This window comes from Mesorhizobium sp. LNHC229A00, from assembly GCF_000502415.1.
In the GTDB taxonomy this organism is placed as follows: Bacteria; Pseudomonadota; Alphaproteobacteria; order Rhizobiales; family Rhizobiaceae; genus Mesorhizobium.
Genome location: NZ_AYWQ01000019.1, coordinates 36,484 through 61,962 on the forward strand (window position 1 = coordinate 36,484; position 25,479 = coordinate 61,962).

General features: G+C 63.6%; 23 protein-coding genes and 1 pseudogene. 11 read left to right on the forward strand and 13 right to left on the reverse strand.

Annotated elements, in window-relative coordinates:
* Nucleotides 1–13: 13 nt before the first annotated feature.
* Nucleotides 14–994, reverse strand: coding sequence for a bifunctional riboflavin kinase/FAD synthetase (locus X742_RS144400; RefSeq protein ID WP_023774548.1), 981 nt, complete (start codon nt 992–994; stop codon nt 14–16).
* Between the two features lie 6 nt (nt 995–1,000).
* Nucleotides 1,001–1,861, reverse strand: a complete 861-nt coding sequence (locus X742_RS144395) for a TIGR01459 family HAD-type hydrolase (RefSeq protein ID WP_023774549.1) — start codon at nt 1,859–1,861, stop codon at nt 1,001–1,003.
* Nucleotides 1,862–2,119: 258 nt separating this feature from the next.
* On the opposite strand from X742_RS144395, the gene X742_RS144390 reads away from it, so the two are divergent.
* Together X742_RS144390 and X742_RS144385 are read left to right on the forward strand one after the other, a co-directional pair.
* Nucleotides 2,120–4,105 (forward strand): TadE/TadG family type IV pilus assembly protein, encoded by a 1,986-nt coding sequence (locus X742_RS144390; protein WP_023774550.1) that lies wholly within the window; start codon nt 2,120–2,122, stop codon nt 4,103–4,105.
* Nucleotides 4,106–4,228: 123 nt separating this feature from the next.
* Nucleotides 4,229–4,861 carry a LysE family translocator gene (locus X742_RS144385; RefSeq protein WP_023774551.1) on the forward strand — a complete coding sequence of 211 codons (633 nt, stop codon included), beginning with the start codon at nt 4,229–4,231 and terminating at the stop codon, nt 4,859–4,861.
* 4 nt (nt 4,862–4,865) lie between these two features.
* Here the strand turns inward: X742_RS144385 and X742_RS144380 are convergent, their stop codons facing one another.
* Nucleotides 4,866–5,690 carry a DUF2189 domain-containing protein gene (locus tag X742_RS144380; protein ID WP_023795546.1) on the reverse strand — a complete coding sequence of 275 codons (825 nt, stop codon included), beginning with the start codon at nt 5,688–5,690 and terminating at the stop codon, nt 4,866–4,868.
* Between the two features lie 240 nt (nt 5,691–5,930).
* Here X742_RS144380 and X742_RS144375 point away from each other — a divergent pair, with 240 nt between their 5' ends.
* Both X742_RS144375 and X742_RS1000000171605 read left to right on the forward strand, forming a co-directional pair.
* Nucleotides 5,931–7,154: a pilus assembly protein TadG-related protein gene (locus X742_RS144375; protein ID WP_023774553.1), complete on the forward strand. Its 1,224-nt coding sequence runs from the start codon at nt 5,931–5,933 to the stop codon at nt 7,152–7,154.
* Nucleotides 7,155–7,231: 77 nt separating this feature from the next.
* Entirely contained in the window at nt 7,232–7,780 is a 549-nt protein-coding gene (locus X742_RS1000000171605; protein ID WP_023774554.1) for a CAP domain-containing protein, read from the forward strand.
* Here the strand turns inward: X742_RS1000000171605 and X742_RS144370 are convergent.
* The 5 genes and pseudogenes from X742_RS144370 to X742_RS144355 form a co-directional block, all read right to left on the reverse strand.
* The gene (locus tag X742_RS144370; RefSeq protein WP_023774555.1) at nt 7,702–9,192 is read right to left on the reverse strand and encodes a DHA2 family efflux MFS transporter permease subunit; all 1,491 of its coding nucleotides are present in this window, start codon (nt 9,190–9,192) and stop codon (nt 7,702–7,704) included. The genes X742_RS1000000171605 and X742_RS144370 overlap by 79 nt on opposite strands.
* A 306-nt stretch (nt 9,193–9,498) precedes the next feature.
* Nucleotides 9,499–10,677, reverse strand: coding sequence for an HlyD family secretion protein (locus X742_RS144365; RefSeq protein ID WP_023774556.1), 1,179 nt, complete (start codon nt 10,675–10,677; stop codon nt 9,499–9,501).
* Nucleotides 10,674–11,153: a MarR family transcriptional regulator gene (locus tag X742_RS144360; RefSeq protein WP_023774557.1), complete on the reverse strand. Its 480-nt coding sequence runs from the start codon at nt 11,151–11,153 to the stop codon at nt 10,674–10,676. Before X742_RS144360 ends, X742_RS144365 begins: the two co-directional genes overlap by 4 nt.
* Before the next feature lie 172 nt (nt 11,154–11,325).
* Nucleotides 11,326–11,490 (reverse strand): annotated as a pseudogene (locus X742_RS1000000174260) (iron ABC transporter permease); the annotation flags it as partial.
* A gap of 184 nt (nt 11,491–11,674) precedes the next feature.
* Nucleotides 11,675–12,700: a LacI family DNA-binding transcriptional regulator gene (locus tag X742_RS144355; RefSeq protein ID WP_023782971.1), complete on the reverse strand. Its 1,026-nt coding sequence runs from the start codon at nt 12,698–12,700 to the stop codon at nt 11,675–11,677.
* Between the two features lie 169 nt (nt 12,701–12,869).
* Here X742_RS144355 and X742_RS144350 point away from each other — a divergent pair, with 169 nt between their 5' ends.
* The 6 genes from X742_RS144350 to X742_RS144325 all read left to right on the forward strand — a co-directional run bounded on the left by X742_RS144350 (nt 12,870) and on the right by X742_RS144325 (nt 18,834).
* Nucleotides 12,870–13,901 carry a Gfo/Idh/MocA family oxidoreductase gene (locus tag X742_RS144350; protein WP_031248395.1) on the forward strand — a complete coding sequence of 344 codons (1,032 nt, stop codon included), beginning with the start codon at nt 12,870–12,872 and terminating at the stop codon, nt 13,899–13,901.
* 2 nt (nt 13,902–13,903) lie between these two features.
* Nucleotides 13,904–14,809 (forward strand): sugar phosphate isomerase/epimerase, encoded by a 906-nt coding sequence (locus X742_RS144345; protein ID WP_023782969.1) that lies wholly within the window; start codon nt 13,904–13,906, stop codon nt 14,807–14,809.
* Between the two features lie 95 nt (nt 14,810–14,904).
* Nucleotides 14,905–15,918, forward strand: coding sequence for a substrate-binding domain-containing protein (locus tag X742_RS144340; protein ID WP_023774562.1), 1,014 nt, complete (start codon nt 14,905–14,907; stop codon nt 15,916–15,918).
* Nucleotides 15,919–16,003: 85 nt separating this feature from the next.
* Nucleotides 16,004–16,801 carry an ATP-binding cassette domain-containing protein gene (locus X742_RS144335; RefSeq protein WP_023774563.1) on the forward strand — a complete coding sequence of 266 codons (798 nt, stop codon included), beginning with the start codon at nt 16,004–16,006 and terminating at the stop codon, nt 16,799–16,801.
* Nucleotides 16,798–17,850: an ABC transporter permease gene (locus tag X742_RS144330; RefSeq protein ID WP_023774564.1), complete on the forward strand. Its 1,053-nt coding sequence runs from the start codon at nt 16,798–16,800 to the stop codon at nt 17,848–17,850. Before X742_RS144335 ends, X742_RS144330 begins: the two co-directional genes overlap by 4 nt.
* Nucleotides 17,851–18,000: 150 nt before the next feature.
* Nucleotides 18,001–18,834, forward strand: coding sequence for an AraC family transcriptional regulator (locus tag X742_RS144325; protein ID WP_023782966.1), 834 nt, complete (start codon nt 18,001–18,003; stop codon nt 18,832–18,834).
* A gap of 7 nt (nt 18,835–18,841) precedes the next feature.
* Here X742_RS144325 and X742_RS144320 read toward each other — a convergent pair whose 3' ends face one another.
* The 4 genes from X742_RS144320 to X742_RS144305 form a co-directional block, all read right to left on the reverse strand.
* The gene (locus X742_RS144320) at nt 18,842–19,792 is read right to left on the reverse strand and encodes a helix-turn-helix domain-containing GNAT family N-acetyltransferase (protein ID WP_023774566.1); all 951 of its coding nucleotides are present in this window, start codon (nt 19,790–19,792) and stop codon (nt 18,842–18,844) included.
* 76 nt (nt 19,793–19,868) lie between these two features.
* On the reverse strand, nt 19,869–21,209 hold the full coding sequence (locus tag X742_RS144315; RefSeq protein ID WP_023774567.1) for an alanine racemase: 1,341 nt from the start codon (nt 21,207–21,209) through the stop codon (nt 19,869–19,871).
* Entirely contained in the window at nt 21,206–22,507 is a 1,302-nt protein-coding gene (locus X742_RS144310; protein ID WP_023774568.1) for a D-arabinono-1,4-lactone oxidase, read from the reverse strand. Before X742_RS144310 ends, X742_RS144315 begins: the two co-directional genes overlap by 4 nt.
* 5 nt (nt 22,508–22,512) lie before the next feature.
* The gene (locus tag X742_RS144305) at nt 22,513–23,700 is read right to left on the reverse strand and encodes an MFS transporter (protein ID WP_023774569.1); all 1,188 of its coding nucleotides are present in this window, start codon (nt 23,698–23,700) and stop codon (nt 22,513–22,515) included.
* A gap of 124 nt (nt 23,701–23,824) precedes the next feature.
* On the opposite strand from X742_RS144305, the gene X742_RS144300 reads away from it, so the two are divergent.
* Nucleotides 23,825–24,451 (forward strand): TetR/AcrR family transcriptional regulator, encoded by a 627-nt coding sequence (locus X742_RS144300; protein WP_023774570.1) that lies wholly within the window; start codon nt 23,825–23,827, stop codon nt 24,449–24,451.
* An 18-nt stretch (nt 24,452–24,469) separates the two neighbouring features.
* Here the strand turns inward: X742_RS144300 and X742_RS144295 are convergent, their stop codons facing one another.
* Complete coding sequence (locus tag X742_RS144295; RefSeq protein WP_023774571.1) at nt 24,470–25,321, reverse strand: hypothetical protein; 852 nt, start codon at nt 25,319–25,321, stop codon at nt 24,470–24,472.
* Nucleotides 25,322–25,479 lie beyond the last annotated feature (158 nt).

Consider the following 25,479-nt stretch of genomic DNA (forward strand, 5'->3'; position numbering starts at 1 on the left):
TCGGTATCATGCTTCAGAACGCCACCGCGGCGTCCAGGCCGGAGAGCGGCTTGACGCCGCCAAGCAGCGCGCGGGCCTCGGCTTCATCGCGCTTCATCTGCACGACCAGTGCGTCGAGCCCGTCGAACTTGATCTCGCTGCGCAGGAACCCGAAGAACGACACCTCGCAAGTCTCGCCATAGAGATCGCCGGAAAAATCGAAGACGAAGGTTTCCAGGAGCGGCGCGCCATTGTCGTCGACGGTCGGGCGGCGGCCAAAGCTGGCGACGCCGTCGTGCAGCGTACCGTCCGCGCGACGGAAGCGGACGGCGTAGATCCCTTCCTTGAGCGTGGCTTCCGCCGGAAGCCTCATATTGGCTGTGGGAAAGCCAAGCGTTCGCCCGAGCTGCTGGCCGCCGACAACCCCGCTTTCCACCGTGAAGCGATAGCCGAGCAGACCGGCGGCCTCGGCCACCTCGCCCTTGCAAAGCAAGGCACGGATGCGGCTCGACGAAACCACCTCGGCGCCTTCGTCGCGAAAGGCGTCGACGAGGGTAACACCGAAGCCGTGGCGCTCGCCGGCAGCCATCAGATAAGCCGGCCCGCCCTGGCGGTCCTTGCCGAAATGGAAATCGAAACCGGTCACGGCGTGGGTGATGCCCAGCGCCCTCTCCAGCACATCGGTGACGAAGGCTTCCGCCGACAGCGAGGCGAAGTCGCGCGTGAAGGGCTGCTCGACGAGCGCGGCAAAGCCCAGCAGCGACAGGAGGCGCGCCTTCATCGGCGGCGGCGTCAGCACGAAAAGCGGCAGATCAGGCCTGAAAACCGTTCGCGGGTGCGGTTCGAAGGTCAGCACCAGGGCCGGTACGCCACGCCGCACGGCCTCCGCCAATGCCCGTTCGAGCACGGCTTGATGGCCGCGGTGGACGCCATCGAAATTGCCGATCGCGACCACGCCCCCTCGCAGATCTGCGGGTAGCGGCGCGGTTGTCGTAAGATGCTGGAACGCGACCATTGCCACTTACTGCAGTCTTGCGATCACGGCCACCGGACGAAAGCCGTGCCGCTCCAGGAAGAGCCCGAGCTTTGCCGGATCCGGCCGGGATGGATCGCCATAGTCGCGGGCATGAATGCCGCCAGAGACATAGAGGACGTCGAAACCATTGTCGGCAGCGCCCTTGACGTCGGTCATCATGCCGTCGCCGATTGCCAGTATTCGCGAACGCTCAACCGACCGGCCGAGGATCTCGGCCACCTCCTTCATCGCGACCTCGTAAATCGGCGCGTAGGGTTTTCCGGCGATCAGCGTGCGACCGCCGAGCTGCGCGTAGTCGCGCGCGAGCGCGCCGGCGCACCAGATGATCCGTTCGCCGCGTTCCACCATGATATCGGGATTGGCGCAGATGAACGGCAGGTTCCTGGCGCGCAACCGGCGCAGCAGTTCCGTATAGTCGTCGGGTTTTTCGACCTCGTCGTCGAACAGCCCGGTGCACACGACGCCGGCAGCCTCGAACTCCTCGACGAGTTCGACACCGAGGCCGTCATACAGGGTCAGATCGCGGTCGGCGCCGATGTGGAAGACCTTGCGCGGGCCCTCCGCGATCAGATCACGGGTCACGTCGCCCGAGGTCACCACACGGTCATAGGCTGATGGTGGGACGCCGATCACGCTCATCTGCGCCACGACATCGGCGCTGCGGCGCGGCGAATTGGTGATCAGAACGACAGGAGTGCCGTCCGCCCTTGCCGCCGCCAGCGCGGCCGCGGCAGCCGGAAAATGCCATTCGCCATTGTGCACCACGCCCCAGACATCGCAGAGAATTGCCGAATAGGCTTTCGAGACATCTTCGAGCGAGCCGACGATTTCAGGCGAATCCGCCATGCCGTTTCCTTCAGTATGATCGTTGCGGTTACAGCGGCCGACGGTTCTCCGCGGCCGGTTCGAATTATCCGAACCGGCCCATGCTGTCACCAGCTTTCGCCTTGATCGGCGCGAATTGCGGCGCAAGCCGCGGCCTTGATTGGTTAGCGGTTGGTGAAGCGCCGACCAAGCAATAGAGCGGTTTCCCAAACCCGTCCTTCAGCGTTTCGTGGAAAGCTGGCGCCGGCCGAGAATCCGTCGGCGGGGGCCGCTGCAAGCATGTTTGAAATCTGGCGTCAGTTCCGCCGCGACAGGCGCGGCAACTATGCTCTCATGACGGCTGTGGCGATGGTGCCGCTGATGGGCGGCCTGGCGATCGCGGTCGATTTCACGGAAATGAACCGTGAAAAGCAGATGGTGATGAACGCGCTCGACGCCGCCAACTTCGCCACGGCCCGCCGGCTGACGGAAGGCGCCACCGACGACCAGTTGAGAGCCTACGCGCTCGACTTTTTCAACGCCAATTTGAACGACATCGATCCCGCCAGCGCGACGCTCAACGTCACCTTGCCGAGCAACACCAGCGGCGGCGGCCTGCTGACCATGACCGCCCAACTCAATTACAAACCCTATTTCTACCCCGCATTCGCCCAGTTCGTCGGCAAATCGGCGACCGATGCCAACCAGAGGCTCAGCGTCAACGTTACCTCGCAAGTACGGCTGAAGAACACGCTGGAGGTTGCCCTGGTGCTCGACAATTCCGGATCGATGGTCACGCCCGGCACCGGCTCAGGACAGATGCGCATCGATCTGCTCAAGACAGCGGCCAAGCAACTGGTCGACACGCTTGCCCAGCAGGCCGCGATGATCAAGCAGGTCGACAGGCCGGTGCAATTCGGCCTCGTGCCCTTTGCCGCCTCCGTCAATGTCGGCCCCGGCAACGGCAACGCCTCGTGGATGGACACCGAGGGTCTATCGCCGGTATCGAACGAGAATTTCGACTGGTCGACGCTGAACACGGCCAACAAATACGCCCAGCAGACCAACGGCATCTGGTACAAGCGCGGCACCGGCTGGGGAACCGAGGAAGGCCAGATGCTGACCCGGTTTTCGCTCTACCGCGACATGAAGGTCGTCACCAACCACGAGCGTGTCGTCAATAGCAAGCGCGTGGTCTGCGACGAATACAATTCGAACAACACCTGCAAAAGCAGCCACAACGAATACGACTATGTCGATTCCTACGGACCGTTCGCCAGCTGGCAGGGCTGCGTCGAGGCGCGGCCCTACCCTTACAATATCAACGACGCCACGCCGTCCGGTGGCTCGGCCAATACCGGCATCGCCGTCGGCGATCCGGCAACGATGTTCGTGCCGATGTTCGCCCCCGACGAACCCGGCAATCACTGGAAGCTCACCCAGGACCCCGACGAGGCCGCACCGGTAACTTATGGAGCCATCAACAGCTGGTGGAACGACGATCCATCGAGCAGCAGCGGCCAAGCTCGGCTGCGCAACATGGCCAAATATTTCCAACCGCGGCCGATCGATGCGCCGGCGCTGCCCGCCGGCAACGGGCCGAATTACAGCTGCACCACCAACCCGATCACGCCGCTGACCGACGTCAGCGTCGCCGACGGGCTCACCTCGATCAAGGCGGCGATCGACCTGATGCAGCCGAATGGCGGCACCAATGTTCCCGAGGGTATGGCCTGGGGCTGGCGGGTGGTCTCGAGCGGAGAGCCGTTCACGCAAGGGCGCCCGGAAACCGAAAGAGGCAACGACAAGGTGGTGATCGTGCTGACCGACGGCGCCAACACCTATTATACGCCATCCTCGCTGGGCTACTCCGACCCCGCCAATTCGAAATCGACCTACGCGTCCTTCGGCTACCTCAACCCCGGATACAACGGCACCCCAATCGGACGCCTGTTCATGGGCACATCGAGCGCCATCGGTCAGTTCGACTATTCGAACGGCAACTATACCAATGCCCTCAACGAGCAGATGGCCACGCTCTGCAACAACGCCAAGGCAGCCAACATCATGGTGATGACGGTGGCGCTCGACCTGTCGACGACCAAGACCAGCGACAAGCTGGCGATCGATGCGCTGAAATCCTGCTCGTCGAATTCGCGCTTCCGCAAGGATGCGACGGATCCGAGCAAACCGGCGAAGCTGTTCTGGAATGCGACCGGCGCCAGCCTCGCAAACGATTTCAAGGAAATCGGCAACGAGCTGTCCAACCTGCGCGTGGTCGGCTAACCCGAGTTCCTTCCCCTGGCGCAACGCCCGACGCCGTCAAGCCCTTGCGGGCGCCTGCCGTGACAGGCACAGATTGGCCGCTCGCATGGTCTCTCATCATCGCGGCAGGCTGGGGAACGAACAATGCCCGACACCGGCAACCATCTTGCCTTCGCGCTGGTCTGCCTCGGCATGGTGCTGACGCCGGGTCCGAACATGATCTATCTGATCTCGCGCTCACTGTCGCAAGGGCCCAAGGCAGGACTGATCTCGCTTGGCGGGGTTGCGGTCGGTTTCCTGTTCTACGTGCTGTCGGCAGCGTTCGGCATCACGGCGCTGCTGATCGCGGTGCCCTATGCCTATGATGTGCTGCGCTTTGCCGGCGTACTCTACCTCTTGTGGCTGGCTTGGCAGGCCGTGAAACCGGGCGGACGCTCGCCATTCCAAGTGCGCGACCTGCCGAAAGACCGGCCGCGCAAGCTGTTCGCCATGGGATTGATGACCAATCTGCTCAATCCCAAGGTGGCCGTTCTCTATCTGTCGCTGCTGCCGCAGTTCATCAGCCCCGGCAAGGGCCATGTCCTGTCGCAGCTTCTGGTGCTGGGCGCGACGCAGATATCGATCAGCCTCAGCGTCAACGCCGTCATCGCGCTGACGGCCGGCTCGATCGCCACATTCCTCGCCGGACGACCGCTATGGCTGGTCATCCAGCGCTGGTTGATGGGAACCGTGCTGACGGCGCTGGCGCTGAAGATGGCGACCGACGCGCAGCGCTGAAGCGTCACATCGGCCGGCGCGGCGGCCGGATCTGCGCCGGCTCGACCACCTTGCGGTAGAGATGCCAGGTCGCGTGGCCGAGGATCGGCATGACGACGGCCAGACCGGCAAACAGCGGGATCGAGCCGATCACCAGCAGCACCGCGACGATGAGGCCCCATAGCGCCATCTGCAGCGGATTTGCCATGACCGCGCGCGCCGAGGTCTCTATCGCCGAAACGGCGCCGACATCCCGATCGAGCAAGAGCGGGAAGGCAACGACCGTGGTCGCCAGCACGACCACCGCGAAGACCAGGCCGGCCGCGTTGCCGAGAAGGATCAGCCTCCAGCCCTTGCTGGTCGTCGACACATCCCGCAGGAAGGCCCCGACCGAGGCCGGCGGCTCGCCGCCGAAGAGGCTGGTGTAGATCGACTGCGCCGTGAACAGCCACAACAGGAACAGCGCGAACAGCATGATGCCGATAACCGCTATCGAGGGCAGCGCCGATGAATGACGAACATCGAGCGCATGCCGCCAGTTGGTGTTCATGCCGAGCTCGCGCCGGCGGCTGATCTCATAGAGCCCGATCGCGGCGAACGGTCCGACCAGGGCAAAGCCCGACATCAAGGGATAGACGAGCTGGATGGCGTTGGAGCCGGACGTCCACTGCGTCAGGATCAGGCCGGCGACCGGATAGATCAGGCACAGGAACACGTAATGCGAGGGCTTGGCCCAGAAGTCCTCGGCGCCAAGCCTGAGCGCGTCCCTGAGGTCCGCCGTGGAAATTCTGCGGATCGCAGGTTGCACATGCATCCCGTACGCGTCCGCCATGACATGAAAGCCGGCCATAACCTTCCTCCGTTTTTCTCGGGGGGCGGTCACCGCCTAGGGTGGCTGCCCGTAGCTGCCACTTCAAGAACGCTCGCATAATAGCCGATCTTCCCGGGATTGTCGCCGCGCCTCATAAGGTTCACTCGTCTGGCGAACCACTGAGTTCATTTTAGAATCCATGCATTTTAGCTATTGCTTAAATTACTCGTAGAGACCCACAGCGTATCACCTGAGCTTTACAAACGTTGGCGTGGGGCGATGTTCACATTGAAGGGCTTCTGGTCTTGCGAACGGGGCAATTTCGCCATGGCGACCGCCGTAGCCTTGCTGCCGATAATGGCTGTCGTCGCCGGCACCCTCGACCTGACGGGGACGAGCGATGACGCCGCGCAACTGCAGAACTCGCTCGACGCGGCTGGCCTTGCCGTCGGTACCAAATACCTGCCCAGCATGAGCGCGAGCGATGTCCAGGGGCTTGGGCTGACATTCTTCGCAGCCAATTTGAGCATTGCCGACCAGCAGGAATATTCAGACAGCGTTTCCGCCTTTTCGGCCACCGCCAGCGGCGATCCGAGCGCCTATTACATCTCGCTGTCGTCCGGCATCAACCGTCCGAGCTTCATCAATGGCGCTGCCCCCTGGCCAGCTCAACGGTCGGCGACGGTCAAGATGCACCCGGGCGCGCAGGCCTGCGTGCTGGCGCTCGATCCGCATGCGTCGGCGGCGGTGAGCCTGCAAGGCTCGACCGATGTCGCCATGAGCAACTGCGTGATCGCGGCAAACTCGGACGCATCCGACGCCGTCAGCAGGGGCGGTTCCGCGCAGGTTTCGGCGGGCTGCGTATCGGCCGTCGGCGGCACTTCCGGGCTTTCTCCGCCCGCTGCCGATCTCACCTGCGGCGCGCCGCTCGAACATCAATATGCGTCCTTCGATCCCCTCGCCGATATCGTCCCTCCCCCCTACACACTTTGCCTGCCGGTGCCGAACGGCAAAACCTACACGCTGTCGCCCGGCACCTATTGCGACAAGACATTGTCAGGAAACATCACGCTCAACCCGGGCGTCTACATCTTGCGCGGCGTCACCCTGAAGCCGGGCGGGAATGGCAGCCTGACCGGCCAGGGCGTAACCATATTCCTCACGGAAGGGGCACAGATCACCATAAACGCAAATGAAAAGGTGAACCTTTCCCCGCCGACCAGCGGGCCTTACGCCGGCATCACGATCTTCCAGAGCCGCGGGAACATTTCGGCCTTGACCCTGAATGGCGGCGCAAATTCGGTGATCAGCGGATTCGTCTATGCGCCTGACGCGGCCGTTTCGTTTGCCGGCAACTCGGATATGAGTGGTCAGGGGGACTGCCTGAGGCTTGTTGGCTTGACCGTGCAGATGACAGGCAACTCTTCCATCAAGACCGACTGCACGGCGGTGTTCGGAAATCGAGAGATGTACTCCAGCCGCCTCATCACGCTTGTGAACTAGCGGCCAATGGCCGCTTCGATCGAGATTTTTCACCGCCTGCCCGGCAAAAGCCATGATCGCGACCGAGTCAGGCACGCATGACCACTTCGAAAATCGATTGCGATCGGATCGCGAACTTGAACAGGCGCACCTGGCTCAAGACGGCTGGGCTCAAGGCGGCTGGCCTGGCGGCCTTGCTTGGGCTTGCCGCCTGCAGCACCGTCTCGCTGCCGACAGGGCAAGGCGCCGGGGTTTCCTCCTCGGCAACCGGCACGCTGGCAAGCCTGCGCGCCACGGCCGGGCGCGGCCCGCTGACCCCCGACGCGCAGTTGGAGCAAGCAGCATTGCAGCAGGCCGGCTACATGGCGAAGCGTGAAAACATGAGCCACACCACCGGCTGGGGCAAGGATTTCGCCTCGCGCATGAGGGACAATGGCGTGCACGGCGCCGCGGCCGAGAACATCGCGGCCGGCCGCTTCGACCAACAGAAGCTGTTCGATATCTGGATGCATTCGCAGGGGCACCGGCGCAACATACTCGATCCGGACTTCAGCCGCTTTGGACTTGCCTANGGCTTGCGCAGCAGGAAGACGAACGGGATGGCGGCCAGCGTCATGATCATCAGAATTTTGAAGTCGTTGACGTAAGAGATCATCATGGCCTGCAGATTGACCATGCGGTCGACCTGCGACAGTGCCGTCGGGTCGCCGCCGGCGGCCGCCGGCGAAACCGCCCAGAGATTGGGATTGAACGGGTTGATGAAGGTTGAAAGCTCGGCATGGTTGATCTGCGTGTTGCGCACCAGCAGCACGGTCACGACCGACACGCCGATCGACGAGCCAAGATTTCGCACTAGGCTGAACAATGAGGTTGCATCGGTGCGGTAGCGGGCGTCGAGCGTGGCGAAGGCAACCGTCGACAGCGGCACGAACACCATGCCCATGCCCAGGCCCTGGATCACGCCGGAGCTGAGGATCAGCCAGTTGTCCATCTGCGGGGTGAAGCTGGCCATGGTGTAGAGCGACTGCGCGGTCAGGAGGAAACCGATGACGACGAGAATCCTGGCATCGACCTTGCCCATGATGCGCCCGACGACGAGCATGGAAATCATGGTGCCGACACCGCGCGGCCCAATGACGATGCCGATGGTGACCGTCGGATAGCCGAAGATGGTCGACAGCATCGGCGGCAGCAGCGACATCGAGGCCAGGATCAGCACGCCCATGACGAAGATGAATGCCAGCCCGGTGACAAAGTTGCGATCGAGGAAAATCTTCGGATCGATGAAGGGATGTTCCGATGTCATCGTGTGGATGATGAACACCCAGAAGCCGGTGAGCGAAAGACCAAGCTCGATCCAGATCTCGACCGAGGAAAACCAGTCGACCTCGCCACCGCGATCGAGCATCAGCTGCAGGGCGCCGACGCCGAGCGATATCATGGCAAAGCCGAAGAAATCGAAGCTGCGCACCCGCCTGGCGACCGCCGGCAGATAGGCCGCCATGCCAAGAAAGGCGACGATGCCGACCGGCAGGTTGATGAAGAACACCCAGCGCCAGTTGAAATTCTCGGTCAGCCAGCCGCCTAGGGTGGGGCCGAGGATCGGTCCCAGCATGATGCCGGCGCCCCATATGGCCATCGCCTGACCATGGCGCTCCTTGGGGTTGATGTCGAGCAGGAAGGTCTGCGACAGCGGCACGATCGCGGCGCCGAACACACCTTGCATCAGCCGGAAAAGCACGATGGTTTCCAGGCTCCACGCCAGGCCGCATAACATCGAGAAGATTGTGAAGCCGACCACCGCCGTCAGGAACAGTTCCTTGCGGCCGAAACGGTCGGCGAGCCAGCCGGTGACAGGGGTCATGATGGCGGCGGCGACGATGTAGGAGGTCAGCACCCAGTTGATGTTGTCGGGTGAGGCGCCGAGATCGCCGGTCATGGTCGGCAGCGCGACGTTGGCGATGGTGGTGTCAAGCGCCTGCATGATCGTCGCCAGCATGAGCGCGACCGTGATCAGGCCACGATGCGGCACTTCTTTGAATGGTTCGGACGTGCTCATGGGGCAGAACTTCCAGAAGGTAACAGAAACGTGTACAACGGGTTTCCGGGCGGCGAAGCCTTCCGTCGAGAGACCTTCGTCGCGGTGGGACGCGATTGTCGATGTGGGGGTTACATCGACTGAAAGTCTCTGATGAGCGGATGCCTGCCGCCCGGAAACCTGAGGACCGACAGGTCCGTGTCGAAGATTTCAGATTTTGGACGCCTGCCACGCGGCTCGGCCCAAACGCTGATCCTTCCCACCCCTCCCGTCAGACCAATCCTCCAACTCGCTTTAACCCGCCTGGTGCCCGCGGGCTTCCGCCGACTACTTCGCGGGCTCGCCGGCCGTAGCGTGACCGAAGATCGACGGCCAGCCACGCGCGACGCCCGTATCGACTGTAACAGAGGCGCTCATGCCGGTGCGCAGCGCCATCTTGGCGTCGGGGTCGGTCAGTTCCAGGCGCACCGGGATGCGCTGGGTGACCTTGACCCAGTTGCCGGTGGCGTTCTGGGCGGGCAGCAGCGAGAAGTCCGCGCCGGTACCGGCACCGATAGCCCTGACCGTCGCCTCGAAGGTCCTGCCCGGATAGGTGTCGACCACGATCTCCGCCTTCTGGCCCGGCTTCATGTTGGTCAGTTGGGTTTCCTTGAAATTGGCGTCGACCCAGGTGTCGCCGGTCTCGACCAGCGCAAACAATGGCGTGCCGGAGCCGACATACTGGCCGACCTTGAAGGACGCGGCTTGATAGACGACACCATCGGCAGGCGCCTTCACCGTCGTTTGCTCCAGATCATAGGCAGCCTTGTCGCGCGCCGCCAGCGCCGACATCACCGTCGGATGCTTGTCGGTTTCGATGTCGGGGTTGCCGCCGAGTGCCGCCTTGGCGCTGACGATGCCTTGCTCGGCAACAGCCAGTTGCTGCCTGGCTTTGTCGAGATCGTTCTTGGCCTGATCCAGCGACGACTTGGCGTTGATGCCCTTCTGGGCAAGATCGGCGGCGCGATCGAATTGCGACTGCGCATAGTCGACCTCGCTGGCAGCGGACTTCTGCTGCGACAGCGCCTGGCTATAGGCCGCGCGCAACTGCTCGACATTGAGGCGCGCGGTAGCGACCGCGGCGTCCGCCTGGGCGAGCGCGATCCGGTAGGGCTCGGGATCGATGGCGAACAGGAGCTCGCCGTGCTTGACCGTCTGGTTGTCCGATATGGCGACCTGGACGATGCGACCGGCCGTATCAGAGGCGATCGACACCTTGGCCTGCTGCAGATTGGCGTTTTCCGTTTCCTGGTAGCGCCCGCCCGTCACCCAGACATAGCCGCCGCCGATGATCAATGCCGCCGGCAAGGCGAACATCAAGAAGAAGCGGCCGATGCGGCGCTTCTTCTTCGGCGCCGGTGCGGGTTGCACGGGAGGAGCGACCGCGACCGGGGTTGATGCCGGTTGGACCGGCTTTTCCATCTCCACCTTGGGAGCGTTTTCTTCTACCTTGGCTACCGCGTTCATGCTGTCGCACCTTCCGCACTCTTGATCTTTTCAAGCGACGAAGCTTCGCTTTCCGTCAGATTTTGCACGATTACATCCAGCGCCCGGATCAGGACGCGCCGGTCTTCCGGCGAAACGCCGCTCAGCGATTCCTCATAGACCTCGCCGGCAAGGCTCTTGACCTCCGCATAGGCCGCATTCGCCTTCTCGGTCGGGAAGATCATGCGTACGCGCCGGTCGGCCGCGTCGGAGCGGCGCTCGATCCAGCCGCCCTCCTCCATTCGGTCGACCAGGCGTGAAACGCTGATCGGCTCGATTTCGAGCAGTTCGGCGAGCCGCGCCTGTGCAACGCCCGCCTCCTTGGCAACACGGACCAGAAGCCGCCATTGCGCCGAAGACAGGCCGAGCCCGCTGGCGCGCGCCTCAAAGCGCTTGCGCATCAGGCGTTGCACGTCGTGGATCAAAAATCCCAATCTATCGATGCCATCTGAAACCATGAGCGATACATATGATAAGCGTGCTCACTATTCAAGATGCCATTTCGCGATGAAAGCCGGCAAACACGTATGGCGGACCTGCAAACTCGATCCTGGTTGGCGCCGCGTGAACGCCGTACCCGTCCGCGACAACGCCTGAAAGCCACGGAAGATGCCTTTGTCAAAGGCGGTTTCAGACAATCATTATAACGACGAAGAACGCGCCGAGCGAGCTGGTGATGATGCCGATCGGCGGTTCCTGCGGCGGCACCGCCCCGAACAGCGCGCTGCTTGCGATCAGGCGCTGGTGCAAGGGACCGGCCAGCGGCCGCGACAGATGCGGGATCATCGGTCCGACACAGATCGCCAGGATCGTGCGCGGCAGCCGCAGGTCGACGACGATCTTGCCGACGGTCTAACCGCGTTCCCTTTTTCACCCCTCGCCTTTCGGCCTGGGACCATCACGAGCCGCAGCCTAGGCCGCGCGCGGCGGCGAGCCAAGGCGGCGGTCTTTGTCATGTTGTAACAATACAGGCATGTGGTCAGTCACTGTCACGCGCGACCAGTTCCAGCGGCCAGACTTCCCGGATGGTCTGCGGCCCCTCGCTGCCGGCGAAAGCCGGCAGCGAGGCGAGCAGGATTTCGCCGAGCCGCCGTCCCATCGGCTCCAATGCCGGACGGAAAGCGGTCAGCGCCGGGGAGAAATAGCGGCAAAGCGGCGTATCGACAATGACGATCACCGCGATGCCCTGGCCGGGCATGATCCCCATCTCGGCAAGCGCCTTGCAGCCGCCGAGCGCCATCGCGTCATTGTTGAAGATGATCGCTGTGGGCGGATCCTTCGAGCGCATGACTTGCGGCGTCACCGCGTACCCGCCGGCTTCGTTGATGAAGCCGTCGGCTATCAGCTCGGGATCGATGTCGATGCCGTGCCGCCGCAGCGCCTTGCGATAGCCATCAAGAAACAGATAGCCGAAGTTTAGGTCGAGCGACGGCCGGATGGCGGCGATGCGGCGGTGGCCGCGTGCAACCAGGCGGTCGACTGCGTCGGCGCCCGCCTTCTCGAAATCGAGGTCGAGCGAGGGATAGGTCTCGTCACCCGACTGGCTTCGGCCAAGCGTCGCAAACGGAAAGCCGGCGCTGCTGAGATAGTCGATGCGATCGTCCTCACGCCGGGTCCAGGCCAGCAGCACGGCATCGGCGCGGCGTGTCTCGACGACCCGTCGCAGGCGCTCCTGCTGATAATCGGCGGGCGCGCCCATGACGATGATCAGGTCGAGCCCGTGCTCGGCCAGTGCCGCTTGCAGCCCGCTCAGAAACGGAATGAAAAACGGCTCGCCATATTGCTGATCGCCCGGGTGGGGCTGCAGCATGAAAGCAACGGCATGGGTGGTGCCTCGGCGCAGGTTCCTGCCCGACTGGTTGGGTGAATAGTTGAGTAGGCGCGCCGCATCGAGCACGCGCTGCCGCGTCTCGGCATTGACATCGGCGCGCCCATTGAGCGCGCGGGACACCGTGCCGATCGAAATATTCAAATGACGCGCAAGATCGTGAATGCTGGATGCCAAGACCAATCCCCTTCCGTTCCCGCTAACATTAGCGGACCTTGCGGCCAAGGCCACACAGACGAACGGCCCACAAATCCGGTTGACATTCTACGCCTTCGGGTGTGTCATCGTAAACGTTTACGGAAGGGCCGTGAATGCCAACCGGGAGGGGTTGGCGGAGGAGCGCCGGATGCTGCACGTCGTCCTGGTCGGGTGCGGAGCCATGAGCAAAACGTGGCTCGAGGCCGCCCGTCAGTCCCCTGAAATCAGGATTGCCGGTCTCGTCGACCTCGACGCCGACAGGGCACGCCAGCGAGCCCGCGAATACGAACTTGCAGGGGTCGCGATCGGCACCGATCTCGACGTCATTCTGGATCAGACCAAAGCCGATGCGGTGTTCGACGTGGTCGTTCCGGCCGCCCGCCGCCAGGTGGCCAATTCGGCCTTTGCCCATCACTGTCACCTGCTGACGGAAAAGCCCCTCGCCGACAGTCCGGCCAACGCCCGCGCCATCGTCGACGCCGCGCGGCGCGCCGGCCGCGTCCACGCCGTCGTCCAGAACCGCCGCTATGTCGCCAATGTCCGGCGCATCCGTCGCTTTCTCGATTCCGGCGCCATCGGCGCGCCGACCAGCATCCACGCGGATTTTTTCGTGGCGCCGCATTTTGGCGGCTTTCGCGAAGAGATGCGTCACGTGCTGTTGCTCGACATGGCGATCCACACCTTCGATGCCGCTCGCTACATGGTCAACGGCGAACCGGCCGACGTCTATTGCCAGGAATGGGAGCCGGCCAATTCCTGGTATCGGCAAGGGTCGTCGGCAAGCGCCACTTTCGAGCTCGGCCGAAACAGGATGTTCACCTATCGGGGCAGCTGGTGCGCCGACGGCTTTCGCACCAGTTGGGAGGGCAGCTGGCGTATCGTCGGTGAGCGCGGCAGCCTGATCTGGGACGGCCATGACGAGGTGAAGGCGGAAGTCGTGCTGCCGGAGCGCGAAGGCCTGATCGACAAGGTCGGGCCGGTGACGGTGCCTCCCCTCGATCCGTCCGACCGTATCGGCGGGCATCTCGGGGTCATTGCCGACTTCGTGCAAGCCGTGAAAACCGGCACCGAGCCGGAGACGCGGGGCTCGGACAACATCAAGAGCCTGGCCATGGTCTTCGCGGCGATCGAGAGCGCCGAGACCGGTCGTCGCGTGAACATCGCATCGCAGGAAGGATGACCATGCCGAACCCGCTTCTCGACATCAGGATCGGCACCATGGTGCGGGCCAATCTCGAAGACCCGGCCGCCTATGTCAGGCAAATCCTGCCGCTCGGCTTCGAGAGCATCCAGCCCTTCTTCTGGCAGACGCTCGGCGGCAAGGATCTGGCGCGGCTCGCCGGAGAGATTGAAGAGGCGATCGGCAATGCCGACGTCACCGTCAGTTCGATCGGCATGTTCGGCAATCCGCTCGAGAGCGGCGACACCGACCGCGGCGTGCTCGATGCCTGGAAAACGGTCATCGACAACGCCCATCTGTTCGGCACCACGCTGGTCAGCGGCTTCACCGGCCGCATCCGCGGGAAACCGCTGACCGACAGCCTACCGCGCTATCGCGAGGTATGGGGCGAACTGGCCAGACGCGCCGCCGACAAGGGCGTGCGCATCGCCTTCGAGAATTGCGCCATGGACGGCAATTGGGCCGGCGGAGACTGGAATATCGCCCACAATCCGGATGCCTGGGAGCTGATGTTCAACGAATTGCCCAATGACAATCTCGGTCTCGAATGGGAGCCCTGCCACCAACTCGTCTACCTGATCGATCCGATGCCGCAGATCCGCAAATGGGCGCATCGCATCTTTCATGTCCACGGCAAGGACGCCACGGTGCGCTGGGACGTCATCCGCGAGCACGGCGTGTTCGGCCGCCTGCCCTTCGTGCAGATGCGCACGCCCGGCTTCGGCGACAGCGACTGGACCCGGGTGATCAGTGAACTCAGGCTGGCCGGGTACAAGGGCGCCATCGACATCGAAGGCTGGCACGACCCGGTCTATCGCGGCGACCTCGAGATCACGGGGCAGGCACGCGCCCTGGAGTATCTCAAACTATGCCGGGGAGGTGCGAGCTACCTGCCAAATCCGGCGTGAGGATCGGTCGGCGGGAGGAGCCGGCCGCAAGTGGCATTGCCAAAGCAATCGTTCAAAGGCCCTCGGCTGACGAGGAAAACATGGGAGGAACGTGCATGAGCATCGCGATCAGGACGACACTTCTGCGCACGACCGTCGTGGCAGCGGCCACGGCGCTTACCGCCGCAATCTTCACCTTGCCGGCGCAGGCGCTCGACGCCCAATGGTGCAAGGACGTCCACATCCGCTTCTTCGTCGGCGGCGCCGAGGGCGACGCCTTCGGCACCATCGTCTACAATGGCGCCAAGCAGGCGGCGGCCGATCTCGGGCCCAAGGTCGACTACATCTTCTCCCAGTGGGACGCGGAGAAGATGGTGCAGCAGTTGCGCGAAGCGGTCGCGGTCAAGCCCCAGGGCATCGCCATGATGGGCCATCCGGGCGACGCCGCGATCATGCCGCTCGCCGACGAGGCGCATAAGGAGGGCATCAAGATGATGTACCAGAACGTCCCGGTGCCGAAGGTGACGGCGGCATTCGGTGGCGGCTATATCGGCGCGCAGCAGGAACAGCAGGGCCGCGCACTCGGCGCCGAAGCGTTCAAGCTCGGCAAGCTGAAGGCAGGCGACAAGGCGATCATGATCGGCCCGTTCGAGAACGAGAGCCGCGGCGCACGCGAGCGCGGCACGGTGGCGGCCTTGAAGGAGGCGGGCGTCGAAGTCATCCAGCTGTCGTCGCCGCCGAGCGGCGAATGGGCTTCCGACCCCAATCTGGCGATACCGGTGCTTACGGCAGCGCTGCTCAACAATCCTGATGTCAAGGCCGTCGGCTATCCCGGCGGACAGATGCTCGGCAATGTCGCCACCTACATGCAGGCAGCTGGCAGAAAGCCTGGCGACATCTTCAATTTCGGCTTCGACACCAGCCCGCAGATCGTCGAGGGCTTCAAGGGGGGCTGGGTGCAATTGACGGCCGACCAGCAGCCATTCCTGCAGGGCTATCTGCCGATCCTCAGCCTGTGCCAGCAGGTGGTGCTGGGTCTGGCGCCGATGAATGTCGACACCGGCGCCGGTTTCGTCACGCCCGAAAATTACGAGATCGTCGCAGAACTCGCCAAGCAGGCGCTGCGCTGACCTCCCAAGCCGCCGGCCGGGATCAGGCCCGGCCGGCGGGGCCGCTGGCGAGAAGGCTGGTGCCAGACAATCAAGCGAGGATGCGATGGCCGAACGTCTCATAGAACTGCGCGATATCGCCAAGTCCTACGGCCATGTCTACGCACTTGGCGGGGTCAACCTCAGCGTCGATCGCGGCGAGGTGGTCGGCCTCATCGGCGACAACGGCGCCGGCAAGTCGACGCTGATCAAGATCCTCTCCGGTGTGGTCAAGCCGACCAGCGGCGAGATCCTCATCCGCGGCAAGCCGGTGACCGGATGGAATGCGGCACGTTCGCGCGAGGCCGGCATTGAAACGGTGTTCCAGGACCGGGCGCTGGCCGTGCAGCAGACGATCGTCCGCAACATCTTCATGGGCCGCGAACTCACCGGCCCTTTGGGCTGGCTGAAGGTCGGCAAGGAAATCGAGGAAGCGAGCCGGCTGATGCGCGAGATCGGCTTCACCTCGAAAGTGTTCACGCCGCATTCGATCGTCGGCCAGCTTTCGGGCGGTGAACGCCAGGGCGTGGCGATCGCGCGCGCCATCTACAAGCAGGCGGAACTGATCGTCCTCGACGAGCCGACGACGGCGCTGTCTCTGACCGAGACCGCCAAGGTCTTCCATTTCGTGCGCCAGGTGCGGGCGAGCGGCCGCTCCATCCTGTTCATCGGCCATAACATCCATCATGTCTTCGACATCGCCGATCGCTTCGTGGTGCTGGATCGCGGCAAGGTCGCGCTCACCGCCGACCGCGGCGAGGTCAAGTCGGCCGAAGACCTCATCAACTTCATGGAAGACGTTGCGCATCCGGGCGGGTTGGCTGGGCTGCACGACACCGGTGACGCGGAGCAGAGAGCACGATGAGCAAGACCATGCAGCCCGATCTGCACGAGCCGTCGGCCGGCATTTCCCGCCAAGGCAGTTCCCAGAGCGAGTGGAAGCACCCGTCCGATCACTGGATGCGCGGCTTCATCCTTGACAACCGCGCTTCGCTTGGCACGCTCGGCGTGTTCGTCGTCATGATGGCGGTCTTCATGATCGCCAACCCGACGGTCTTCACAACCTGGTATCTCTACAGCGCCGTGCTCACCACGCTTCCGGTGGCGCTGTTCGTGGTCGTGCCGCTGGTCTTCGTCGTCACCTGCGGCGAGATCGACCTGTCGTTTCCCGCGACGATGGGGTTTGCCTCCTGGGTCTTCGCGCTGGTGGTGCAGGCGGGCTACGATCCGTTCCTCGGCATCGCGGCGGCGCTGGTCACCGGCACGCTGCTCGGCTTCCTCGTCGGGTCGCTGGTGGTCTATGGCGGGCTGTCGTCGCTGATCGCCACGCTCGGCATGAATTTCCTGCTGCGCGGCCTGATTCAGATCATCAATGAGGGCAGATCGACTTCGCTGACCAGCCTTGCCGACAGCTGGGCCTACAGGATCTTCTCCAGCCAGGTCCTGGGCATTCCGGTGCAAATTTTCTGGGCCATCGCCTTCGTCGTCTTTTCGGCGATGCTCTACAACCGCCACCGCTTCGGCGCGCAGGTGAAGGTGGTCGGTGACAATCCCGACAGTGCCCAGCAGATGGGCATCGACGTCAAGCGCGTGCGGGTGAAAGTGTTCGTCTTCGTCGGCATCGGGGCCGCGATCGCCGGCACCTTCTCGGTGATGATCAACTTCACCTGGTGGCCAACCGCCGGCGACGGTTATCTCTTGCCGGTGCTGGCCTCGGTGTTCGTCGGCGGCACGCCGACCTGGGGTGGCATCGGCACCGTGGCCGGCGGCGCGATCGGCGCCGTCACGGTGTCGTTTATCCAAACCGGCGTCGTGGCGGCTGGCCTCAGCGGCTTCTACGTCCAGTTCTTCAACGGGCTGATCATCATCCTCTCCCTGCTTGGCCACAAATGGAACCAGGCGCGCTACCGCTGAACCAGCCGGCTGGCGATCCGAGCCAACGATAGACGACAGGCCGCGCGGACGACACCGCGCGGCCGATCGCCTATTTGCGCGATGCGCAATTTCGATCAAGCTGGCCGGGCAACGAGGCGCCACAGTGAGGACGCCACATGCGAGGAACACATGAACCCGACCGAGAAGGCGCTATGGTTTGTGGAAAGCCACCTGCCGGAGGCTGTTACGCTCGACGACGTCGCCCAAAGCAGCGGCGCGTCGCGCTTTCATGTGACGCGCGCCTTCGGCGCCGCCACCGGCCGCTCCGTCATGGGTTACATGCGCTCGCGCCGGCTGACCGAGGCGGCGCGAAGGCTGGCCGGCGGCGCGCCCGACATCCTGTGCGTCGCGCTCGACGCCGGCTACAACTCGCATGAGGCATTCACCCGGGCCTTCCGCGACCAGTTCGGCACCACGCCGGAGTTGGTGCGCGCGCAAGGTTCGACTGAGACCCTCGACCTTGTGGAGCCCATCCTGATGGACAATTCGCTTTTGACCACACTTGAACCACCGCGGTTCGAGACCAGCCGGCCATTCCTCATCGCCGGACTGGGCGAGCGCTACAGTTGTGAGTCCAGCGCCGGCATTCCGATGCAATGGCAGCGCTTCGCTCCCTATATCGGCCACATCCCCGGGCAAGTGGCCGGCGTTTTCTACGGCGTCTGCCTCAACGGCGACGATGCCGGCAATTTCGATTATGTCGTCGGCGTCGAGGTGCGCGACTTCGCCGATCTGCCGAAGGAATTCCAACGGGTGCGGGTGCCGGCGCGGAAATACGCCGTTTTCACGCATCGCGAACACATCTCGACCATCCGGCGCACGATCAACACCATCTGGAACAGCTGGCTGCCCGCATCCGGCCATGAGGTTGCCGATGCGCCGGAATTCGAGCGCTACGGGCCTGAATTCGATGCCCGCACCGGCAATGGCGGGCTGGAGATCTGGGTGCCGGTCAAGGCATGACGCGCCGCTACAGCTCCAGTTCCCAGTTCTGGCCGATCAGATCGTTGCCGAAGGAATGGTGAGGCTCTTCCTCGATCAGCTTGAAACCGACCGCCTGGTAAATGTGCCGGGCGGCGGTCAGAATGTCGTTGGTCCATAGGGTCAGCGTTCTGTACCCCCTGGCGCGGGCAAAGCCGATGCATTCCTCGACCAGGCGCTTGCCGATGCCGAGACCCCGCGCCGAAGGTTCGACATAGAGCAGCCGCAGCTTGGCCACCTGATCCGACCTGCGCACGACGAAGACCGAGCCGACGACCTCGCCTTCCCGCTCGGCGACCCAGCCGCGCTCCCATTTCGGATCGTAGGATTTTACGAACGCCGCGAGGATTTCGGCGACCAGCGCCTCATAGGTTGCATCCCAGCCATAATCCTGCGCGTAGAGCATGCCTTGCCGGCGGATGATCCAGCCAATGTCGCCGACCTGCAGCGGCCGCAGCAGATAAGGGATTTTGAGCTCGGCATCGACATCCAGCAGACGCTGCACGGTCCGCATAGACTTGACCAGCCGGTCCTGCTCCGACGCAGGCAGACGATCGAGCAGCGCCGCGACCTGATCGTGCGAACCCTTGTTAAGCGGCGCGAAGGCGTTCCTGCCCGCCGGCGTCAGCGCGATCGACGATTGCCGAGCGTCCGAAGCCAGGGTGGCCCTGGAGATGAGGTGAAGGCGCTCGAACTTCTTCAGCAAACGGCTGACATAGCCGGCGTCGAGACCGAGATCGCGCCCGAGATCGGTCGCGGTCAGTCCGTCACGATGCGCCAGTTCGTAGAGCACGCGTGCCTCGGTCAGCGAGAAGGCGCTCTTCAGCAGCCCTTCATCAAGCAGTCCGATCTGGCGGGTGTAGAAGCGGTTGAACGCCCGCACCGCATCGATCAGGTCCTTGTTCGGCGCAGCCTTGTCTGGCTGATGGTGGATTGTCATTCGAGTCATCTCCTGCCGGCACAGGATCGATCATTTACTTGACGGAGTCAACTATCAAGGAAGGTGCCCGAGATGCCTACATCATCGGCAACACCGGCCAGCGGTCGACGATCCTGCCACCGGAAAGCACCGCGATCGGTCCGAACTGCTGCAGCACGGCCTCGCTCTGCGTCGGCCGCAGGAACGCATAGTCGCCGGGGCTGACGACGGCCTGGGCGAGCAGACCCATGAACTGCTGGTTGGAAGATAGGCCAATCAGGCCGTTTGTCCTCATGCCTTCGGGAAACAACGGTTCGGCCATCCACTTGCCGCCATAGACATAGCAGCCCTTGCGCGGAAACCGGCCGAGCGCCTGCAGCAGACGTGAGACCGCCGGCGGGCCAGGCAGCATCGGCTCGACCACTTTCAGGATTGGCGTCGCGATGAAGGCCGCCGGCTGGAAGCCATAAAGGCCGGGCGTATCGAAATCGACGGGTAGGACGAAGGCCGAGCCCATCGACACTTCATTGGCAATGCCGCCATGATGAAGCAGNAACCGGCCGAGCGCCTGCAGCAGACGTGAGACCGCCGGCGGGCCAGGCAGCATCGGCTCGACCACTTTCAGGATTGGCGTCGCGATGAAGGCCGCCGGCTGGAAGCCATCAAGGCCGGGCGTGTCGAAATCGACGGGTAGGACGAAGGCCGAGCCCATCGACACTTCATTGGCAATGCCGCCATGATGAAGCAGCGCGGTCTTGCTGCCGCCGATGTTCAGGATATGGCGCTGGTCCGCGCCAAGGCGTGCGACGAAAGCGGCGGCCTGTTCGGAGGCTCGCGCCAACGCCTTGGCCGGTCCACCAAACAGGCCGGGTATGTGCGGCGCATGCGCCTCATAGGCCATGACGCCTTCGCAGCGCAGCGCTTTGTGGGTGGGCAGGGCATTCAGCGCCCGCGACAGGGCCGCCGGTTCGGTAAAGCCGCCGCGATGCAGTCCGACATCGATTTCGAATGCGACGCGCAATTCGACGCCGAGTTCGTCGGCGAGCGCGCCATATTCCGCCAGCCTCTCCTGTGTATCGATCAGCCAACAGACCCGCGACCAGGCTAAACCGCCTCTGGAAAGCACCGCCCTTGCCGCGCCAACCGGCATCGGTTTGCCATACAGCAGATCCGCATCCGGGAACGCCCTCAGCACCGCCTCGGTGATCGGCGGATGGAAGGTCATGAGGCGGTGGGTTCCAAGCGCCTTGCCGATATGGGAGAGCAGCGGCAGGCAAGCGAGCGACTTGTCGACCACCCTCACGGCAAGGCTGGGGTCAAGCCTCTGCTTCACCAGGGCAATGTTGCCATCCAGCCGATCGAGGTCGAGCAGCAGGCAGGGTTGGAAAATGTCCGCCTCTTTCAGCGCATCCGAAAGCGTGGCGAAATACGCCTTCATGGCTGGATGCCGAAAGAACTGGGTTCGATGCCGAACAGGTCGGCCATGTATGGCGAGACGAAGCGGTTCTGCGGATCTATGTCGCGGCGCACCGCCATCGCATCGTCCCAGCGCGGATAGAGCTTTTTCAGGTCGGCCGCTTTCAGGCTGTGCATCTTGCCCCAATGGGGCCTGCCGCCATATCTGCGGAAGATCGGCTCGGCCGCGCGCATGAACGGCAACGGATCGCTCGCCGCGTCATGGTGGATGGCGATGGAACAGGTGAGCCTTTTGTGGAAAGGCGAGAGCCAGAATTCGTCCGATGCCACCGACCGCACCTCCATCGGGAAATAGACTTCCGGGAAATGCTTCTCGGTCAGTTCGATGATCTCAGCCAGGGCCTTCGGCCCCTCCTCGAACGGAAGGTGATATTCCATCTCGTTGAACTTGGTCTGCCGGTCGCTGGCATAGACGTTGAGCCAGTCCTGCACGTAATCCTCGGCCGGCACCTTGGCGACCGCGCCCAGGATCAGCCCGCGGCGCAGCGACGGCAGCCAGGCAAGCCCGGTGCGCAAGCGGCGCAGCGTGCGCAGGGAGCCCTCGTCATCGTCGGTCGGGCGCGGGGTGGTCGCCTCGGTGCTGAAGTCGCTGGCGATGAACTGCGCGTAGCCTGAAAATGGGATGTAGTAAAATTCGGCCGACCGGTGCTCGTTCATCATCGTTTCGAAATCGCGCAGCATGTCGGCTATCGGCAGCACCCATTTGCGGCGCCGCAGCCGGTAGGTCGCGATGTTGTTCAACGTCACTTCGCTGAGCACACCGAAGGCGCCAAGCGCAACGCCGATCGCATGGATCGTTTCCTGATCCCCTTCCCGCTTGAAGTCGCGGACCTTGCCAAGCCCGTCGACGATCTGCACCGTTTCCAGCTGTGTGTGATAGGCACCCAGCGTCGGGCCCGAGCCATGGGTGGCCGTGCCCAGCGCGCCGCCTATCGCTTGGCGGTCGATGTCGCCCATATTGGGCAGGCCCTGGCCGATGCCTTGCAGCATGTGCATGAGCGGACCAAGCCGCGTCCCGGCCCGCACGCGCGCCTGGTTTTTTTTCGCGTCATGAGCAACCAGCCCCTCAAGCTTCTCCAGGGACAGGATGGTGCCTTGGGACTTCACCAGTGGCGTGAAGGAGTGACCGGCGCCGACGACGCGGACCGGGCCGGGTGCGGTGCGAATGAGATCGCCGAGTTCGCCGGCGTCGGCCGGACTGGCAAGCAGCCGCGGCTCGGCGGTGACAAAGCCGGACCAGTTGCTCCAGCCGTTCGACATGGTGCTCACGCAATCGCGCGGCGACGCCGCGCCACCAGGACAAACAGGCCGAGCAACGCCACGCTGGCGACAGCGCTTGCGGCGGCGAACTCGGGAACCGGGCGAAACTCCTTGCCGTCGATGAGCAGCGACGCCGCGACCGGTCCGATCGCCAGGCCGAAAAGCTGGGCAGCCGGCACCAGCAGCACGGCGGTGCGGGTCTCGTCGGCGGTGATCGCCAGGCGGATCTGGTAGGGCACGATGAACAGCAGGATAAAACCCATGACCAGGGCGACGCCCCAGAATGTCGTGAGGCCAGGTCCGCTGGCAAGCACGAGCGAGGCGACAAGCGCGACGATGCCGATCGCCGCGATGGCAAGGCGATAGTCGATCCGCGCCTCGAACACGGTCGCCGTCATTGCGCCCAGGACCTGCGCCGCGAGGCTGGCCGAGACGATCAGCCCCACCGTGCGGCCATCGATGCCGAATTGGACGCCAAGCGGCTCCAGAAAAGCCCATACGGCGCCGAAGAACATGAAGTAGCAGAAGACCGACAACAGCGCGGTGATCGAGGGAACCGTCAGCACATTGGCGAGGTTTTCGTCCTTCGGCAGATCGGCATATTCGGCGGGGACAGCAAAGGCGACCACCAGCGACGCGACGCAGACGACGGCAAGAACGAGGAAGCCGCCCGCCGACCCGGCGGCTGGAATGACATAGAGCGCCAGCACCAGGGCAACAGCGCATTGCGCCAGGGTCTGCATGGTGACGAAATAGCCGCCGATGCGTTCGGCGCGCCGCGAACGGGCAATCAGTTCGGTGGCGACCGCGACAAGGCCGCCTTCGGCAAGGCCGCCCAGCGCGCGGGCCGCCATCAGCGTGTTGGGGCCGGCGGCATAGGCGGTCCACACATTGGCCAGCGCCAAGAGCAGCAGGAGGACGGCACTTTTCCAGCGCATGTTGTGGACGGAAAGCAGCATCGCTACGATCGCCGAACCGATCGCGATGGCGATCATCTCGGCGGTGGCGACCAGCGCCAGTTCGTCGCCGCTGACATGGCCCTCGGTATAGAGGGCGCCGAGCAGGACGGGCTGCAGACCGAGAATGAGCAGGCCGACCGACCCGATCCACAGGGCCGAGGCGAGCTGCCCGCCGCTGGGATTGCCGACCAGCCAGTCGCCTTCGCCCTGAAGACCAGCGCTTGTCGAAGTCAAAGGCGCCTCCCAACGTCCTTGCCGCACGCCAAAAAAACTGACAGTCTGTCAGCATTCCAGAAACTGATACTTGATCATATTTCTTGTCAACCGGAATTTGGGAACTCGTGCGAAAGATCGGTGCATGAACCAAGCAAGTCGAACGATCACCGAGCCCAGGCGCAGGCCCAAGCAGGAGCGCAGCCGCGAGCGCATCGACGCCATCCTGTCGACCACCATGCGGCTGATCGGCGAGAAGGGCATCGACGCCGTCACCATGAAGGAGGTCGGCATGCATGCGGGCGGGCCGATCGCCACCGTCTACCACTACTTTCCCAACAAGTCGGCGATCCTGGCAATGCTTTATGAGCGGTTTTCCGAAGCCAGCCGCGCGCGATTGACCGCGATCGTCGCCGATGTCCGCGAAGCGCCCGACGTCATCACCGCGTCCGACCGGTTGCTTGACGACTACCTCGGCCGGGTCGCCGGGGATCCGGCCATCCAGGATCTCCAGAACGCCATCCAGGCCGACAAGGCGCTGAAGAATCTCGACATCGCCGAAACCCGGCATCAAGCAAGAATGTTCTGCGACCACGTCATCGCCTTGCTCGAGCCGGAAAAGCACGAGCAATTCGAACGCATGGTTCTGCTGATCTTCCAGCTCGCCGGCGGCGTTGTGCGCCTGGCGCTTGCGCAGGGCGAAGCGGAAGGTCGCCGGACCATCGAGGATTACCGATCGATCATCCACACTCAGTTGCGGCTGTTTCTTTAGCGACCGGCAATTGGGGACCTATCTCGCCCGGCGGATGAGGCCTTCGAAACCATCGGCCAGGTCGGAAGCGCCGGCCGCGAACATCTTCACCAGGTTCTGCGGGCGGCCGGGCGTCTTGTTGGCATCGAGGAGGATGGCCCTGCCCTCATGCATGACGAAATCGAATTTCCCATAGTCGAAGCCGAGTTCACGCCGCCGTTCGCGCAGTTCGTCGGGAACAGCGGCGGGCTCGCGCCGGATCGTTTCCGATGCCTTGACCATGCTGTTTGGCGAGACGTAGCGGGTGCAGCGCTCGCGCTCTCCGCAAAACACCCAGAAGCGCACCGCAAAGCCGTCAGGTTCTTTTTCCGGGATGAACTTTTCCACGACCAGATCATCGCGATCAAGGACGCCATCGGGAACGTCGTCCCGGGATTGGTAGACCTCGTAGGACGGCATGGCCGGCACGTGCGCAAAAGGTGCCGGTTGGCCGGCACGCCTCGACCGCCGATTGAGCCGTGTCTCCGGAATGCCCTGGTTGTTGAGATTGCTTTTGACGATGACCGGGCCCAGCCAGCCGTTGCCCTTGGCCAGAAGCGCTCCGCTTACCCGCCGTTTCGATATATCGGCGGCCCCGACATTGAGGCATAAGGGAAAACTCCGCGCATAGTCGAGATAATCTGCCGGCGTCGTTGTCGCATCGACGTGCAGAACCGCGACATCGGCGCTGGATTGTCCGGAGAGGCCAGGCTGAATCCGGACCGAATGGCCCCTCCTTTTCAGGTCCTCCAGAACATCGAAAAGCATGTAACGGCTATTCCGGCGCAGCAGAAGGCCGCGGTGACCCAGGAACCGGTCATGCTCATGCGTTATGACAATGATGCGCGCCACCAGCTAGCCCCTTGGCTTCCATCCCCACTTCCATTAAGCGGCTCTAATCAATCAATGCCAGACTTTCCTGGACTCCAACGGGTCTGCATGACGAATCATTGGGATAATTATCATCGGCACTGGAAGTCCTGGACGCCCCCCTCCGGCCGACGCCGGAA